Source organism: Amycolatopsis sp. CFH S0740 (genome assembly GCF_004522315.1).
GTDB lineage: Bacteria > Actinomycetota > Actinomycetes > Mycobacteriales > Pseudonocardiaceae > Amycolatopsis > Amycolatopsis nivea.
On the sequence record NZ_SDLS01000031.1, the window covers coordinates 86,605 to 100,244 of the forward strand.

At 69.1% G+C, this 13,640-nt stretch carries 14 protein-coding genes; 7 read left to right on the forward strand and 7 right to left on the reverse strand.

Annotated features, from left to right (window positions below):
- Positions 1 to 30 precede the first annotated feature (30 nt).
- From EIZ45_RS36980 to EIZ45_RS36990, 3 genes are all read left to right on the forward strand, one after another.
- Positions 31 to 519, forward strand: a complete 489-nt coding sequence (locus EIZ45_RS36980) for a hypothetical protein (protein WP_134668173.1) — start codon at positions 31 to 33, stop codon at positions 517 to 519.
- Between the two features lie 44 nt (positions 520 to 563).
- Positions 564 to 1,064: a hypothetical protein gene (locus EIZ45_RS36985; protein ID WP_235146630.1), complete on the forward strand. Its 501-nt coding sequence runs from the start codon at positions 564 to 566 to the stop codon at positions 1,062 to 1,064.
- Between the two features lie 681 nt (positions 1,065 to 1,745).
- Positions 1,746 to 2,183 (forward strand): SRPBCC family protein, encoded by a 438-nt coding sequence (locus tag EIZ45_RS36990; RefSeq protein ID WP_043829286.1) that lies wholly within the window; start codon positions 1,746 to 1,748, stop codon positions 2,181 to 2,183.
- An 18-nt stretch (positions 2,184 to 2,201) separates the two neighbouring features.
- Here the strand turns inward: EIZ45_RS36990 and EIZ45_RS36995 are convergent, their stop codons facing one another.
- From EIZ45_RS36995 to EIZ45_RS37010, 4 genes are all read right to left on the reverse strand, one after another.
- Positions 2,202 to 3,863 carry a fumarate hydratase gene (locus EIZ45_RS36995; RefSeq protein WP_037810030.1) on the reverse strand — a complete coding sequence of 554 codons (1,662 nt, stop codon included), beginning with the start codon at positions 3,861 to 3,863 and terminating at the stop codon, positions 2,202 to 2,204.
- An 856-nt stretch (positions 3,864 to 4,719) separates the two neighbouring features.
- Positions 4,720 to 5,751 carry a sigma-70 family RNA polymerase sigma factor gene (locus EIZ45_RS37000; RefSeq protein WP_037810032.1) on the reverse strand — a complete coding sequence of 344 codons (1,032 nt, stop codon included), beginning with the start codon at positions 5,749 to 5,751 and terminating at the stop codon, positions 4,720 to 4,722.
- A 277-nt stretch (positions 5,752 to 6,028) separates the two neighbouring features.
- A complete protein-coding gene (dtd, locus tag EIZ45_RS37005) occupies positions 6,029 to 6,454 on the reverse strand; it encodes a D-aminoacyl-tRNA deacylase (RefSeq protein WP_037810034.1) in 426 nt (141 codons plus the stop codon).
- Complete coding sequence (locus EIZ45_RS37010) at positions 6,451 to 7,956, reverse strand: class I SAM-dependent methyltransferase (RefSeq protein ID WP_240692045.1); 1,506 nt, start codon at positions 7,954 to 7,956, stop codon at positions 6,451 to 6,453. Before EIZ45_RS37010 ends, dtd begins: the two co-directional genes overlap by 4 nt.
- Positions 7,957 to 7,975: 19 nt before the next feature.
- Here EIZ45_RS37010 and EIZ45_RS37015 point away from each other — a divergent pair, with 19 nt between their 5' ends.
- Together EIZ45_RS37015 and EIZ45_RS37020 are read left to right on the forward strand one after the other, a co-directional pair.
- Positions 7,976 to 9,268 (forward strand): amidohydrolase, encoded by a 1,293-nt coding sequence (locus EIZ45_RS37015; protein ID WP_134668172.1) that lies wholly within the window; start codon positions 7,976 to 7,978, stop codon positions 9,266 to 9,268.
- 8 nt (positions 9,269 to 9,276) lie between these two features.
- Positions 9,277 to 9,621: a DUF3099 domain-containing protein gene (locus tag EIZ45_RS37020; RefSeq protein WP_134668229.1), complete on the forward strand. Its 345-nt coding sequence runs from the start codon at positions 9,277 to 9,279 to the stop codon at positions 9,619 to 9,621.
- A 264-nt stretch (positions 9,622 to 9,885) separates the two neighbouring features.
- Here the strand turns inward: EIZ45_RS37020 and EIZ45_RS37025 are convergent, their stop codons facing one another.
- Genes EIZ45_RS37025 through EIZ45_RS37035 form a run of 3 tightly spaced genes read right to left on the reverse strand, consistent with a single transcriptional unit; the run spans position 9,886 to position 12,332 of the window.
- Positions 9,886 to 10,755 (reverse strand): carbohydrate kinase family protein, encoded by an 870-nt coding sequence (locus EIZ45_RS37025; RefSeq protein WP_134668171.1) that lies wholly within the window; start codon positions 10,753 to 10,755, stop codon positions 9,886 to 9,888.
- On the reverse strand, positions 10,752 to 11,666 hold the full coding sequence (locus EIZ45_RS37030; RefSeq protein WP_037819193.1) for a pseudouridine-5'-phosphate glycosidase: 915 nt from the start codon (positions 11,664 to 11,666) through the stop codon (positions 10,752 to 10,754). Before EIZ45_RS37030 ends, EIZ45_RS37025 begins: the two co-directional genes overlap by 4 nt.
- 9 nt (positions 11,667 to 11,675) lie before the next feature.
- Positions 11,676 to 12,332, reverse strand: a complete 657-nt coding sequence (locus EIZ45_RS37035) for a hypothetical protein (protein ID WP_134668170.1) — start codon at positions 12,330 to 12,332, stop codon at positions 11,676 to 11,678.
- 84 nt (positions 12,333 to 12,416) lie between these two features.
- Between EIZ45_RS37035 and EIZ45_RS37040 the strand changes: the two genes are divergently transcribed.
- Both EIZ45_RS37040 and EIZ45_RS37045 read left to right on the forward strand, forming a co-directional pair.
- On the forward strand, positions 12,417 to 12,659 hold the full coding sequence (locus tag EIZ45_RS37040) for a DUF3039 domain-containing protein (RefSeq protein WP_020657970.1): 243 nt from the start codon (positions 12,417 to 12,419) through the stop codon (positions 12,657 to 12,659).
- A gap of 128 nt (positions 12,660 to 12,787) precedes the next feature.
- Positions 12,788 to 13,639 carry a hypothetical protein gene (locus EIZ45_RS37045; RefSeq protein WP_134668169.1) on the forward strand — a complete coding sequence of 284 codons (852 nt, stop codon included), beginning with the start codon at positions 12,788 to 12,790 and terminating at the stop codon, positions 13,637 to 13,639.
- Position 13,640 lies beyond the last annotated feature (1 nt).

A 13,640-nucleotide genomic window follows, 5' to 3' on the forward strand; every position in this document is an offset into this window, starting at 1 on the left:
CCGCGTTGCATGCGGACTACAGGGAAAATCGTGGGAGCGAGCGCGCTGCTGCTGACGGTCGCGGCGTGCGGGGGCAACGGAACCGTGGCTGCGCCGGTTTCCTCGGGGCCGCCGTCCAGTTCGGCGCCGGTGTCCTCGCCTCCGCCATCTTCGCCGTCGGTGTCTCCGCCGCCGGTTTCAGCGCCGCCGAAGAGCCGTCCGACACAGGGCGTGCCGCCGGGGGACACCGCGCCCGCGGCCGGGCAGATCAATGCCTCGGCCCTTCCAGCCGGCTACCCGCACGACGTCACGCTCGCCGAGGGCGGCTCGGTCGTGGTGATCCAGGCGGAGGAAGGCGGATGCGACAAGCTCAGCGCGAAGGCGGGGGAGCAGACGGCGACTCAGGTCGTCGTGCTGGTGACGCTCACCAAGGCGCCGCACGGGCAGATGTGTCCCATGCACATCCGGGAGATTTCGCTGCCGGTGCGGCTCGCCGCGCCGCTGGGCGGGCGGGAACTGGTATTGAAGCCCGGTCCGTGAAGATCGGGTGCAACCCGGCGGGGCGGTCGGTCCGTCCAGGGATCATGAGGTACTCGACGAAGCTGATCGGAACGACACGACTGGCGGGCGCGGCACTGGTGCTCACGATGGCAGCCGCGTGCGGCAGCCCGACGAGCATGGCGAACGCACCAGCGTCCGGGACCGAGACTGCGCCGCCGAGCGGCAGTGCTTCGGCGCCGCCGTCGTCGCCGGGCAAGCCCCAGTTCAACCCGCCCGCGGGGGCGGTGCGGGTTCCGGACAAGCAGGTGGACGGGGCTGCGCTGCCCAAGACGTTTCCCAAGGAGGTTTATTCGGACAGCGGGGGGAAGGTGCTCGTGGTGCGGGCTGAGGAAGGCGGGTGCGGGCATGCGCTTGGGTCCGCTGTCGAGCAGTCCGCGCAGCGGGTGGTGGTGGATTTGAGCGAGACCAAGGCGCAGACCGGGCAGATGTGCACGATGGATTTGCGGCATCCGGTGATTTCGGTGCCGCTCGGGGCGCCGTTGGGGGAGAGGACTGTGGTGTTGAAGCAGTCTCCGCCTCGGTGAGGTCGTTGGGGTGACGGGTCGGACGGCTTCGTCGGGGGGTCGTTCGGCTCGTCGCCTGGCGGCGACATCGCGCTCTGAGTGGGGCCACCACCCCTCAGCCTGATTGTGACTACGGCGCGGAGGTGCTTGTCAAGGCGGGAAAGATGCCTTGACAAGCACCTCCGCGCCGTGTTTTTGGCTGTGTATCGGGGTTGCGGGGGTGTGGCTGCCTTGATTCGTTGGGTGCGTTGGCTGCGGTTGGGCCGGGCGGTACGCGGCTTGGGCGATTGGTCGCGGTGGGATTCGCGGGTGGCGGTTTAGCGCCCCAATGTGGCATTGGATGCATGTGATGCACCCAATGTGGCGTTCGGTGCATCTGACGCACCCAATGCCGCATTGGGGCGCATCGCGGGCGGCAGGCAGCGGGCAGGGCGGGGTGGCACGGTCCGTGAGGGCCACCCTGAGGGAATCAGATTCCCTCAGGGTTCCCCTCACGGCCCGCACGTCCCGCGTCCCAGACCAGGCGAGACCTTCGACCTGGGCGGACACGGCTCGAACGCACCTGCAGCGCCGCCTTGAGTTCCTGGCATGGGGAATCAGAGTCAATGAGGGTTCCCCTCACGGACTTCCTGGCGGGGAGTCCACAGTGGACTTGCGGGTGTGTCGATGGCAGCGGGGGGCGGGCGGCCCTAGGCTTGGGCGATGGGAACTCGCCAGGTTTCGCGCAGTGCTGTCGTTGCTGCGGCGCCGGAACGGATTTTCGCGTTGCTCGTCGATCCGGCGCAGCATCCGCTCATCGACGGGTCGGGCACGGTGCGGGCCAGTCAGGGGTCGGCGCCGGCGCGGTTGTCCTTGGGGGCGCGGTTCGGCATGGAGATGCGGATGGGCGCGCCGTACCGGATTCAGAACACCGTGGTCGAGTTCGAGGAGAATCGGCTGATTGCTTGGCGGCACTTCTCCGGGCATCGGTGGCGTTGGCTGCTCGAGCCGACCGAGGACGGGCGCACCGAGGTCACCGAGACCTTCGACTGGTCGACTGCTCGGTCGCCGCTTGCTATCCGGTTGCTCGGGTTTCCCCAGCGCAACGCCGAGGCCATCGAGAAGACTCTCGCCCGGCTGGGCGGGATGTTTCCCGGATGACCTCGGCGTCGGCCGGAATCAGCGGAAGCTGATCTGCAGGACCGGTTCGCTGGTTTCGGAGAAGAAGTCGTTGCCCTTGTCGTCGATGACGATGAACGCGGGGAACTCTTCGACCTCGATTTTCCAGACCGCTTCCATGCCGAGTTCGGCGTACTCGAGCACGTCGACCTTCTTGATGCAGTCCTTCGCCAGCCGGGCGGCCGGGCCGCCGATCGAGCCGAGGTAGAAGCCGCCGTGTTCCTTGCAGGCCGCGGTGACCTGCTTCGAGCGGTTGCCCTTCGCCAGCATGACGAGCGAACCGCCCGCGGCCTGGAACTGGGCGACGTACGAGTCCATCCGGCCCGCGGTCGTCGGGCCGAACGAGCCGGACGCGTAGCCGTCGGGGGTCTTCGCCGGGCCCGCGTAGTAGACCGGGTGGTCGCGGAGGTACTGCGGCATCTCCTCGCCGGCGTCGAGGCGCTCGGCGATCTTCGCGTGGGCGATGTCGCGCGCCACGACCAGCGGGCCGGTCAGCGACAGGCGCGTCTTCACCGGCAGTTGCGCCAGCTGGGCGCGGATCTGGTCCATCGGCTGGTTCAGATCGACCGACACGACCTCGTCGGACAGGTCTTCCTCGGTGACGTCCGGCAGGAAGCGGGCCGGATCGCGCTCGAGCTGTTCGATGAACACGCCCTCGCTCGTGATCTTCGCCTTCGCCTGGCGGTCGGCCGAGCAGGACACCGCGACGCCGACCGGGCAGCTCGCGCCGTGCCGGGGCAGGCGGATCACGCGGACGTCGTGGCAGAAGTACTTCCCGCCGAACTGGGCGCCGATGCCGAACTGGCGCGTCATCTCCAGCACCTGCTGCTCGAGGTCGCGGTCGCGGAACGCGTGGCCCAGCTCGGAACCCTCGGCGGGAAGGTTGTCCAGGTAGCGCGCGGAAGCCAGCTTCGCGACCTTGAGGTTGAACTCGGCCGACATGCCGCCGACGACGATCGCCAGGTGGTACGGCGGGCACGCGGCGGTGCCCAGGCTGCGCAGCTTCTCGTCCAGGAACCGGGCGAGCCGCTTCGGGTTCAGGACCGCCTTCGTTTCCTGGTACAGGAACGTTTTGTTGGCGCTGCCGCCGCCCTTGGCCATGAACAGGAACTCGTACGACGGGTCCGTCGCGTCGGTGTCTTTGTGATACAGCTCGATCTGCGCCGGGAGGTTCGTGCCGGTGTTGCGCTCTTCCCAGAAGTTGATCGGGGCCATCTGCGAGTAGCGCAGGTTCAGCTGCTGGTAGGCGTCGAAAATGCCCTGAGACAGCGCGCGCTCGTCGTCGCCGCCGGAGAGCACGCCCTCGGTGCGCTTGCCGATGACGATCGCGGTGCCGGTGTCCTGGCACATCGGCAGCACGCCGCCTGCCGAGATGGCCGCGTTGCGGAGCAGGTCCATCGCGACGAAACGGTCGTTGCCGCTGGCTTCGGGGTCGTCGACGATCGCGCGCAGCTGCTGCAAGTGTGATGTACGCAACAGGTGCTGGATGTCGGTGATCGCCGTGCGCGCGAGCGTCGTCAGCGCTTCCGGATCGACCTTCAGAAACTTCCGCCCGGCGGCTTCGACGGTCTCGACGCCGTCGGCGGTGACCAGCCGGTATTCGGTGGTGGTGTCCTTGCCGAGCGGCAGGACTTCGGTGTGCTGGAACGTGGTGGGCGGCACAGCGAGGCTCCTTTGCCCTGATCGGGATTGGCTCACGGTACTCAGCGGGTTCCGCCCGGTCGCACGGGCGCGGGGACGCTGTGGGATAGCGCACGCCAGCGGTGCTTCCGGCGGGTTTCGGGCAGGCATGGTCGGGAGGCCGGGCCCACCCCGACGGACCCGACCTCCCGGGGAAAGCGGACCGGATGCGCACACACCCGCCCCGCGTGACCAACGGGACCCCCGCCGGCGCGTTGACCGGACGCCGCACAGCGGGGGTCGCGAACGCTTGCTACCCACTGCCCAGAACCGCCAAACGCGAACGAGACGCGAATTCCACGATCGGGTGCGCGGAGTGGTGACGGGGTTGCGGTGGGTGTCAGGACGAATCGGGTCAAGGGGAGGAAACGGGGCACGGAAGGTGGAGGGTGCGCTCAGAAGGGGCTTAAGTGGCTGGTGAGGCTCAAGTGGCTGGTGGGGCTGGTGGTGTTGATGAGGCGATTTGTCGGCAATTCGACGTTGCCCTCGGCGGGGCAGCGGTCAGGGCGGCAGGCGGGGGAAATCGGGGCTGGGCACGACAAAACCCCCGGTCCGAAAGCCGAACCGAGGGTCTTGCGCAACCAGCGGCACGAACCGCTGCCCATCGAAACAATCTGTGGTCGAAGAGTCCCCGTCCCGCCTGACCGGGCCCCACCCGATCCCCACGGAAAACCCTGACCGTGCCTGTCCGCGTGCTTGCCGCGGCCGGGCTCACCGGACCCCGCGCCCGGTCAGTCCGCCGCGCCAGCCCGAATGCTCGCTGACCGGCTTCTCCGCCCTCCCCGGAACCCGGAACCCGAGCCCGAAACCCGGCCCGGGTCCGGGGAGGGAAGAAAACTCAGCTGGCGTACGCCCGCAGCCGGTCGGCGCGCTCGCCCTGGCGCAGCTTCGCCATGACCTCGCGTTCGATCTGCCGCACGCGTTCGCGCGACAGGCCGAAGTGCTTGCCGATCTGGTCGAGCGTGCGCGGCTGTCCGTCGTCGAGGCCGTAGCGCAGGCGGATGACGTGCTGTTCGCGGTCGTCCAGCGTGGCCAGGACCCGGCGGAGGTCGTCTTGCAGCAGGCCGGAGATCACGGCGCTCTCGGCGTCGGTCGCCTCCGAGTCCTCGATGAAGTCGCCCAGCGGGGCGTCCTCTTCGGTGCCCACCGGCATGTCGAGGCTCACCGGGTCGCGCGACTGGTCGAGCAGGTCCGAGATCTTGTGCACCGGAATGCCCGATTCGGCGCTCAGTTCCTCGTGCGTCGCGTCGCGGCCCAGCTGCTGGTGCAGGTCGCGGCGGATCCGGGCCAGCTTGTTCACCTGTTCGACCAGGTGGACCGGCAGCCGGATGGTGCGGCCCTGGTCCGCCATGCCTCGGGTGATGGCCTGGCGGATCCACCACGTGGCGTACGTGGAGAACTTGAACCCCTTGGAGTAGTCGAACTTCTCCACCGCGCGGATCAGGCCCAGGTTCCCCTCCTGGATCAGGTCGAGCAGCGGCATGCCCCGTCCGGTGTAGCGCTTCGCGAGCGACACCACGAGTCGGAGGTTGGCCTCCAGCAGGTGGTTCTTCGCGACGTGGCCGTCGCGGACCAGCGCGCGCAGTTCCTTGCGGCGCTGCGGCGTGAGGCCCTCGGCGGTGTCGAGCATGTGCTGGGCGAAGACCCCGGCTTCGATCCGCTTCGCCAGCTCGACCTCGTCGGCCGCGGTGAGCAGCGCGGTCTTGCCGATGCCGTTCAGGTACACGCGCACCAGGTCGGCGGCGGGGCTCTGGGCGTCGAGGTCGGCGTCGGTGAGCGCCCCCACGCTCACCCGCTCCTCGGTCTGCTGTGCTGGAATCCCGCGCTCGCGAATCCCGCGCGCTTCGCGTTCGAGAGTCTGGACTGACATTCTGCCTCCCCGGTCACGGGCTGAACGTGTCTCGCCGGCGCCTGCGGGACGGGGCCTGTGGAATCCCGTGTCCGCGGGCCCAGCCGGCTTGGCTGGACACTGGTCTCAACGCTCCGGGTAGGTGAAACGTTCCCGGCTCGCTGAAATGAGGACGGGCGTACCCGCCTCGCGGTTGCTCCACCAAAACTGAGGTTTTGCTGAGAACCGCTGCGCTCCGGGGAATGCGCTCGAATCGCGCTCCGTGCCTTCGATGTTACGCGGCCTTCTCCAATGTGGTCTAGACCTCAACGAGAACGGTGAACGGGCCGTCGTTCACGCTTTCCACCGCCATCTCCGCGCCGAACCGTCCGGTCGAGACGGTCGCGCCGCGGCCGCGCAGTTCCGCGACCACGGCGTCCACCAGGGGTTCGGCGATTTCCGGCCGGGCGGCGGCGGTCCACGACGGGCGGCGGCCCTTGCGGGTGTCGCCGTAGAGCGTGAACTGCGACACCACGAGCAGCGGCGCGCCGGTCGTCGCGCACGATTCCTCGTCGCGCAGCAACCGGAGCTCGTGCAGTTTGCGGGCCATCGTTTCGGCTTTCCCGGGATCGTCGTCGCGGTGCACGCCCAGCAGCACGAGCAGCCCGGGTTCCTTGATCTCTCCGGCAATCTCCCCCGCGACGGTCACGCTCGCGCGGGTGACCCGCGCCGCCACCGCCCTCACCGCGGCGAACCCGGCACGAGCATGCCGTGCCGCACAAGTTCGCGGACGATGGGCAAAGCGGCGGCGGTCAGTTCGGCCGAATCGAGGCCCTGCGCGGCGGATAGCAGGTCCAGCAGATCCGACAGCGGCAACGCGCCGCGGCAACCCGCGAGAAGGCGCGTGGTGAGTTCGTCGACCTCGTGCTGCCAACCGGGTCCGTCGGTGCGATGCAACCGCCGCACGGTTGTTTCCCAGCCCTCATCTCCGGGAGAGTCGACGCGTTCGAGCAGCACTGTCTCGGGTACCCGAAACGCTACGTCCAACACATTGTCGCCGTGCGTACGCAGCCACTCGACGCGGTCGAGCCAGTTCGCTGCTTCGGGGCCCAGCGGGTCGTCGTAAGCCTGTCGCAGGTCTTCGCAGACAACAGTCGGCGTCTGACCGTTCGCGCGCCGCAGCGTCACGAAGCCGAATCCGATGCCCTGTACGTCGTTTTCGGTGAACCAGTCGAGCCACGCGGCGGCTTTCGCGCGGCCTTCGGGCGAGCGCGGGTCGATGCCTTCGTCACGAAGCCACGTGCCGACGTACAGCCCGGGGTCGGCGACGTCGCGCTGTACGAACCAGGCGTCCGTCTCAGGCGGCAGCCAGCGTGCGACGCGGTCGCCCCAGTCTTCGTCGCGACGGTGCAGCCACGACGCGAGGAGCTGACCCGTGCCGCCGTCGTTGAGGAAGCTCGGCAGCTGACGGACGACCAGCGCGCTCGCGTCGTCGCCGGCCAAGCCGGAGTCGCGGTACGTGTAGTCGACGCGCGGCGGACCGACCACGAATGGCGGATTGCACACGATCTGGTCGAAGCGGCGGCGCGCGACGGGTGCGAACCATTCGCCGCGCAGCAGCTCGACGTCCAGCTCGTTCAGCCGGAAGGTGCCCGCGGCCAGCGCGAGCGCGCGGGCCGACACGTCGGTCGCGGTGACCCGCTGCGCGTGCCGGGTCGCGTGCAGCGCCTGGACGCCGTTGCCGGTGCCCAGGTCGAGCAGGGTGCCGACCGGGCGGCGGCTGGTCGCGCGGATCAGGCTCAGCGACGCGTGCCCGACACCGAGCACGTGGTCCTCGGGCACGACGTGGCCGAGCATGTCGGCGTCGAGGTCGGAGACGACCCACCACGAACCGTCATCGTCGCCGTGCGGGCGGATGTCGAGCGCGGCGCGGAACTCGTCCCCGACCGTCCGCAGGATGCCCGCGGCCACCGCGTCGTCCGCGCTGAGCGGGGCGAACGCCGACGAGACGGCCTTCTCCGGCTCGGCGAGACCGAGCAGGAACAGCCGGATGAAGACGCCGAGATCGCCGGCGTCGAGGCTCGCGCGGCGGGCGGGTTCGGGCTCGCCGCGGCCGAGCGCCGTGTGCGCTGCGCCGCCGAGCGCGTCGACGACGCCGTCAGCGTCGTAGCCGGTGCGTCGGAACGCTTCGCGCAGCCGCGCGCAGACGTCGTCGGAAAGGTCAGGAAGAGGCGTGTTCGTGCTCACGGTGGGTAAGCCTGCCACGATGAGCATCGTGACCACCGAGACCACCGAGCGTGTCCTGGCTCCGCTTGAAGCGGCACTGCCGGAGCTTGAAGCGCTGTACGTCGATCTGCACCGTCATCCCGAGCTGGCGTTCACTGAAACCCGCACGGCAGCCGAGCTGGCCCGACGGCTGACTGAAGACGGCTTCGAGGTGCACACCGGCATCGGTCGCACCGGTGTAGTCGGCGTCCTGCGCAACGGCGAAGGACCGACTGTGCTGCTTCGTGCGGACATCGACGCGTTGCCGGTCGAGGAGCAGACGGGGCTCTCGTACGCGAGCACTGTGCGCGGCGTCGACTCCGAGGGCCGCGAAGTGCCGCTGATGCACGCCTGTGGGCACGACATGCACGCGACGTGGCTCTCCGGTGCCGCGCATCTTCTCGCGGCTTCGCGGGACGAGTGGTCCGGCACGCTGCTCGCGCTGTTCCAGCCCGGGGAAGAGGCCGGGGACGGTGCCGCCGGGATGGTCCGCGACGGTCTCTTCGACCGGGTCGGCCGTCCCGACGTGGTCTTCGGGCAGCACATCGTGCCTGGTCCGGCCGGGTGGGTGCTGACTCGCCCGGGCGTGATCATGGCGGCGACCGATACTTTGCGGATCACCCTGCACGGTCGCGGCGGGCACGGGTCGCGGCCGGAAACCACGGTCGACCCGGCGGTGCTGGCGGCGTCCGTGGTGCTCAAGCTGCAGACGATCGTGTCGCGCGAGATCGCGGCGACTGAGCCTGCGGTGGTGACTGTCGGCTCGATGCATGTCGGGACCGCGGCGAACGTGATCGCTGACCATGCCGTGCTCGAAGTCAACACTCGGGCCTTCGACGACGCCGTGTTGGTGCGGCTGCGCAAGGCGATCGAGCGGATCGTGAACGGTGAAGCCGCGGCCGCGGGGGCGCCTCAGCCGCCGACGGTGGAGGTCGTCGCGTCCTATCCGGTCACGGCGAACGACACTGCCGCGTCGGACGAGTTGACCGAGGTGTTTCGCGGGCACTTCGGTGCGGAGGCGACGATGCCCGCGCCCCTGGTCACCGGCAGTGAGGACTTCAGCGAGTTCGGCCGGGCGGCCGGGGTGCCGTCGGTGTTCTGGCTGGTCGGAGGGTTCGACGCGCAGCAGGTCATCACGGCGATGACCGAGGGACGGTTCGAGACCGACGTGCCCTCGAATCACTCGTCCAAGTTCGCGCCGGTGCTGCACCCGACGCTGCGGACCGGGGTCGAGACGCTGGTCGTCGCCGCGTTGTCCCGGTTTGCCCGCCCGGGTGTCGCGGAAGGCCGGTGAGTGAGACGATGGAACACGGAGGTGGTGCTGTGAACGCACCCCACGGAGCCGATCCCCGCCCCGAACCTGTGTTGATCACCGAGGCCGAGCCGTCGCTGGACGATCAGCTGGCGTCGCGGAAGCGGAAGTACGTCATCATGATGGTGTGCCGGATTCCCTGTCTTATTTTGGCCGGGCTGACTTATCACACGTGGTGGCTGGCTATTTTGTTTTTGGTGATTTCCGTGCCGTTGCCTTGGATCGCGGTGTTGATCGCTAATGACCGGCCGCCTAAGAAGTCGGAGAAGGTCAATCGGTATGCGCGGGATGCTCGGCAGATTGAGGGGCGGAAGCATCGGGTGATTGACGGGTGATCGGCTCGTCGCCTGGCGGCGACATTGCTTTTGAGGGTTGCGTGGGGCACCCCGAAGCTTGATTGTGCTGACGGTCTGGGGGTGCTTGTCAAGGCGGGAAAGATGCCTTGACAAGCACCCCCAGACCGCAGATGGGCTTCGTATCGGGGTGCGGGGGAGGGGCTGGGTGCCTCGCTCGTTGGGTGCGTCGGTGCGGTTTTAGGGCCGTGAGGGGGGCCCTGACGGAATCTGGGGCTGTCAGGGGGCCCCTCACGGACCTTTGTTTTAGGGTTGCGGGCCGATTCGGCTTACTGCCAGTGCGCCTAGTTGGGTGCCTGTGCGTAGTACGTCCACTGTGGACTTTCCGGCTAGCCAGGTGGTGAGGACGCCTGCGTCGAAGGCGTCGCCTGCGCCGGTGGAGTCCACGCAGGTTGTTTCTACTGCTGGGACTGAGGAGACGCCGGTTGCGTCGATCCAGCTCGCGCCGTCCAGGCCTGCGGTTACTACTACTGCGCCTACGGTGTTCAGCAGTTCGGTGGCCGAGGACGGGTCTGCGGAGCCGGTCAGGGCGACTAGTTCTTCGGTGTTCGGCATGAGCAGGTCGGTGCCGCGTACGTCGTCCAGGAAGGCTGACGGGTCGTGGATGTGGGCGGCTGCTTGGGGGTCCACGGAGGTCGTCAGCCCGGCTTTCTTCGCGGCGGCCAGTGCGGCTAGGCCTGCGGGGCGGGAGGACGGGTCCAGCAGGACATAGCCGGACAGGTGCAGGTGGGTGGAGCCTGCCAGTGCCTCGGAGGTGACGTCTTCGGGGGCGAAGCGTTTGTTCGCGCCTCGGTCGGCGAGCATGCTGCGTTGGCCTTCGCCGTCTACCAGGACTACTACGCAGCAGGTCGGGGCTTCCGGATCGGTCGCGAAGGCGCAGCGGACTCCTGCGGCTTCCAACTCGGCTCGGATCAGGCGGCCGCCCGAGTCGTCGCCGATTCGGGCGATCAGGGTGGTTTCTGCTCCCAGGGAGCGCAGCCACAGGGCGGTGTTCGCTCCGGCGCCGCCGCCGGTGAAGCGGATTGCTGCTCGGGCGTCGCCGCCGTGGGGGAGGGGCTGGTCGTGTCGCGCGACGACGTCTAGGCCCGCGTCGCCGACTACTACGATTCCGGTCACGACAGGGCCACCGCTACCTCGGTCGCGAGTTTGGCGTTGGACAGCACCAAAGCCTCGTTCGCGTCGATGCTGACGCCTTCGCTGGCGGTGTGGAAGTGTTCGAGCAGCACGGGGGTCACGTCCGCGCCGTGTACGTCGCCGTCGGCCAGTTTTGCCAGGCCTTCGCGCAGCAGGCGGTCGTGCAGTGCACGGTCCATTTCGGACTCTTCCGGGATCGGGTTTGTCAACAGTACGCCCGAATTCGCGTACCGGCGGTGCGCGGAGATGACCGCGGCGGCCTGTTTCGGGTCGTCCACGCGCCAGCCGACGGGGTGGCCGGACGAGCGGAGGTAGAACGCGGGGAAGTCGTCGGTGCGGTAGCCGAGGACGGGCACCGAGTTCGTTTCCAGGACTTCAAGGGTGGCGGGGATGTCCAGGACGGACTTCACGCCGGAGCACACGACCACGGTCGGCACCTTGGCGAGGACGCCGAGGTCGGCCGAGACGTCCCAGCTCTGTGCCGCGCCCAGGTGCACGCCGCCGAGGCCGCCGGTGGCGAAGACGCCGATCCCGGCTGCCGCGGCGAGCGCCGAGGTGCCGGCGACGGTCGTGGCGCCGGAGCGGCCGAGGCCGACTGCGGGGCCGAGGTCGCGCAGGGACAGCTTGTCCAGGCCGGCGTCGGGGGCGCAGACGCGCTCCAGTTCGGCGGGGGACAGGCCGATGACCGGCCGTCCGTCCAGTACGGCGATGGTGGCCGGGACGGCGCCGCCGTCTCGTACGGTTTGCTCGATGCGGCGGCCGACGTCGAGGTTCCGTCCGTACGGGAGGCCGTGCGAAAGGATCGTGCTCTCGAGCGCGACGACGGGGTGACCGTCACGCAACGCCGAGGCGACTTCCTCGTGGACGAACAGGGGAGTGGTCTGGGTGGTCACGAACGGACATCATCTGTGATCGCCGCGCACGCTGCGGCATCGGGTCAGCTCTGCCTGCAGATTTCGCCGCGCGGCGGCTTCCCAGCGTGAGCGCGCGCTTTCGGTGAGGTACAGCGCAGGTCGCGCGAGGAGGCTTTCCAGTACCGCGGCGCGGCCGGTCGCCCAGGCATCGTCGGGATAGCGCGCGTACTCCTGGCGCACGTTGTCCACGTACGCGGCGTACACAGCGGGCGGTGCGCCGAGGATGGCTAGGTCGGCGTCGAGGAGGGCTGCTGCGGCTAAGTCGTCTTCGGGGGCTTCGTGGGCGGCGGTGGCGAGGACGAGGGCTTCGGCTCGCTCGGTGTGTGCGTCGGCAATCCCTGCGCGCGTGAGCCAGCGGCGAAGCCACTCCGCGCTGCGCTGCTCGTCTTCGCCGGGTACGGCGTCGTAGACCACGTCGTGCGCCCACGCGGCGAGTACGACGACAGCGCGTTCGTGGAAGGGCAGGTCGGCCGCTAGCCGCTCCGCGTCGTGCGCGACGGCGGTGGCGTGGGCGAGGTCGTGGTAGCGGCGGTGCGGTTCGGTGTAGCGCGTTTCGAGGTCGGCCCAGGCGTCGTGGCCGACGCGGTGGTCGCCGCCGAGGCGGGTGAGGCAGCTGTGCCAGCGGGGTGCGGACTCGTGCGGCATCCGGGCTCCTGAGGGGTCCCTTGGCAGGTCAGGCGAGCCTAGCCGGGCATTACCGCGGGCGCGGCGCTGAGGCATGATGGTGGGGTGAGCACCGAAACGCTGACCAAGCCGGAGACCGACAGCACCGAGTCGACCGACGACGACTCGCCGAAGATGTTCCACTACGTGCGCAAGAACAAGATCGCCGAGAGCGCGGTCATGGGCACGCACGTCGTGGCGCTCTGCGGCGAGGTCTTCCCGGTCACGAAGTCGCCCAAGCCGGGGTCCCCGGTCTGCCCCAAGTGCAAGAAGATCTACGAGGGCCTCCGTCCCGGCGGCGACGACTGAGCGCGCTTCCCGCGCGTCCCGGTGCGCGGGAACAAAGGTGAAAATCCTTCACTCGGTGGCTGTGCACCCGGGGAGGAACTGGTAGACCTGCAGTCCGGCCAGTCGCCTCCCCGCAGGAGTGTCCCCGCATGCGCGCAACCGGGATCGTGCTTTCCCTCGTCGTCCTGATGTCCGCCTTCAGCGCCGTCGCGGCGGGCGCCGCGGACGCGGTGACCGGATGGACCACCGTCGGCTCGGACCGGGCCCGTCCGCTCGACGAGAGCCAGGGCCTCGCCACTGTCGAGCGCTCGTCCGGCACCAGCATCCGCTACACCGGCATCGGCACCGTCGACCCGGGTCTGGCCTCGAAGGGCTGGAACCACATCGGCGACCCGGGCTCGGCGAAGGGCTGGTACGTCGAGCCCTACCAGCGGGACGACCGCGGCGCGAAGCTCTTCCGCGTCGAAGCCCCGGACGGCTCCCGCGCCGACTACCAGCACGCGCTGGAATCGTGGGAGGCCAACAACAACTCGTTCGCCGCGGTGTCGCCCGACGCGCGCTGGCTCGTGTCCGGCGAATGGGGCACGATGGACCGCCTGCTCGTCTACCCGATGCCCGGCGTCGCGGCCACCGATCCCGGCCAGAACCTGCCGTACGCCTCGGCGATCCGGCTCGACCACCAGGTACGCGACGTCCAGGGCTGCGATTTCGTCTCCGCGACCCGGCTCATGTGCTCCTCCGACGACCCGGACGGCAGCCTCTTCGGCACCACGAAACCGCTGCTGCAGGTCGATCTCTCCGGTTCGGTCTCCGGCTCCGACGTCACCGGGCACGTCACCTCGCTCGGCCAGCTGCCGCTGGAGAGCGGCTGCAGCGGCAACTTCGAGGTCGAGGGCATCGACTACGACGAACGCGACGGCGGCACCCTGCGCGTGGTCGTGATGTCGCCGAGCGTCTGCATCGCCTTCGACAGCAAAACGTGGCGGTTCCGCCAGGGCTGAC